At 56.0% G+C, this 1,787-nt stretch carries 3 protein-coding genes; all 3 read left to right on the plus strand.

The window, feature by feature from the left end; translation table 11 throughout:
* Positions 1-387: hypothetical protein (locus tag J7E80_RS03945; RefSeq protein WP_215050185.1), on the plus strand; the 387-nt coding region annotated here is incomplete at its 5' end.
* Complete coding sequence (locus J7E80_RS03950) at positions 380-1,546, plus strand: PH domain-containing protein (RefSeq protein WP_215050186.1); 1,167 nt, start codon at positions 380-382, stop codon at positions 1,544-1,546. The genes J7E80_RS03945 and J7E80_RS03950, both read left to right, overlap by 8 nt.
* A gap of 42 nt (positions 1,547-1,588) precedes the next feature.
* A partial coding sequence (locus tag J7E80_RS03955) for a hypothetical protein (RefSeq protein ID WP_215050187.1) occupies positions 1,589-1,787 on the plus strand: 199 nt, incomplete at its 3' end.

Consider the following 1,787-nt stretch of genomic DNA (forward strand, 5'->3'; position numbering starts at 1 on the left):
ATGGACGGTGTAGGTCTTCCCGGCGCAGGGCATCCGGACGGCCACGACTTGGGAAACGATCGCTCCGAATCGGCAACGGCATCCAGGGCCAGCGATGGCGATGACCGCATTTTCTCGGGTGCAGAAGCCATGGAGTTCTGGGGGTTGACTAAGGAAGAAGTGAAATCCTATTTGGATGAGGGGGTAACTAATCCTATTGACGCGCGCATCGCGGAGATAGAGGCCATCGAGGATCAATTCATTGCCGCTAGCCAGGTTCCGGTAGAGGAGGAGCAACAGTCTTTTGCTGAAGCATTTAGGGAGGCACCTGACACCGGAGAAGATTCAGCCCACTCCGGTTCCAGCACAGAAAGCTCCGATGAACAGATGAAGCAAGCTCATGGTTGAGGATGAAGAGGCACCGCCGTCTGAGACACCGCGCGATGATCCTCAGAGCGTCAAGAGAAAGGCCGAAGCACTTATAGGCCTAGGGAAGTACGACGATGCGATCCGTCTGATTCAGCAAAAACTTGCCACAGGGGATTCAGATTCAAACTATCTCTTGGGGGTTGCGGCCTACAGATCAGGGGACTTTGATATCGCCCATGAAGGATTCAGGGCATCTTCGGCACAAGATCCCAGCGACAGGGCGCTTTACGGTCTCGGGCTCACCCTTCGTCTTCAAGGAAAAGTTCAGGCTGCTCACAAAGCATTCGAAGCAGCACTCAGGTTGAATCCGCAATTAAAGGAAGCCGAGATCCAACTTGCAAAGTTGGACGCGGCAAATCCGCCTAACCATCCCAACCGGCCTCCCAAACCAAAGGCACCGCCGTCGCGACCAGAAGCGATTGGACAGATAGGCAAGGCGAGCGTCCCAGATGCCCCTCCGAAACACGACGCGCCAACTGCACAACCGGCAGGCAAGACCGGCACCATCGGCGCCAACGAGAAGGTCTACAAGTCGCTGGCGGACATGCTCGATTTCCGCAGTACCTTCCGGCCGAACGACAGGGATTTGGCTGGCGGAATTGTCTGGACCTCAGCGCCTTCCATTCGATCACTGATCGGAGCCTCGATAATCGCGATCTTGCTCCTTTTGATACCTGTGTTACTACGCCAGTTCGCCACGACAATGCCCGCCGGAATCGTAGGATCGGCCACGGCTTGGCTATGGCGGATCTCTGAAGCCGGAGCTCTTCCCGCAGCCCTTTTCATCCTGATCCGAGCAGTCGGTATGTGGGCTACAACTTTTTATGTCCTGCGCGAGCACCGAGTTGAGATATTCAGCGGGATCGTCAATCGACAACATCTCGTGATCTGGCTTCACGATATTGAGCGTCCAGTTACCGTGCGCCAAAACCTTTGGCAGCTCATGGTGGGCGTCGGCAGTATCCAGATCGAGTCCACAGTCCTTCCGGGCGGTCGAAAGAAGCCCGACGGCCGTCCAAACGATGTCAGTATCACTAACCTTCGAGCCGATGTGGCCGAGCGCATTGCCGCGCGCCTCCGCGCAGACATCATGTGGCAACGGCGAAGAATGATTCAGAACTTCGTTTCTTCGCGGTAGGCCTGCTCTTTGCTAAACGCCGTACGGATAAGGAGCTTCCAATTGGTCAAGGCAAGAACGCACGGTGAACCTGATTCCAAGCTCGTTTCAGTGGTCGCGGTTGTAGTTGTCCTAGGCCTCTTGCTGACTTCCGCCTGGGCGTGGCTCCGCTATCAAAATCTGCAAGCCGACACCCAACGACTAGAGAGTTTGCAGCCACGCATAGAGCTGCCATTTCCCAACCCGAACCCGAACCCGAACC

Source organism: Arthrobacter sp. ISL-28, from assembly GCF_018613875.1.
Lineage (GTDB): Bacteria > Actinomycetota > Actinomycetes > Actinomycetales > Micrococcaceae > Arthrobacter.

What these genes read in the sequence shown, in the direction of transcription:
- J7E80_RS03950 (WP_215050186.1), top strand. Translation starts at nt 380, where the DNA reads ATGGTTGAGGATGAAGAGGCACCGCCGTCTGAGACACCGCGCGATGAT.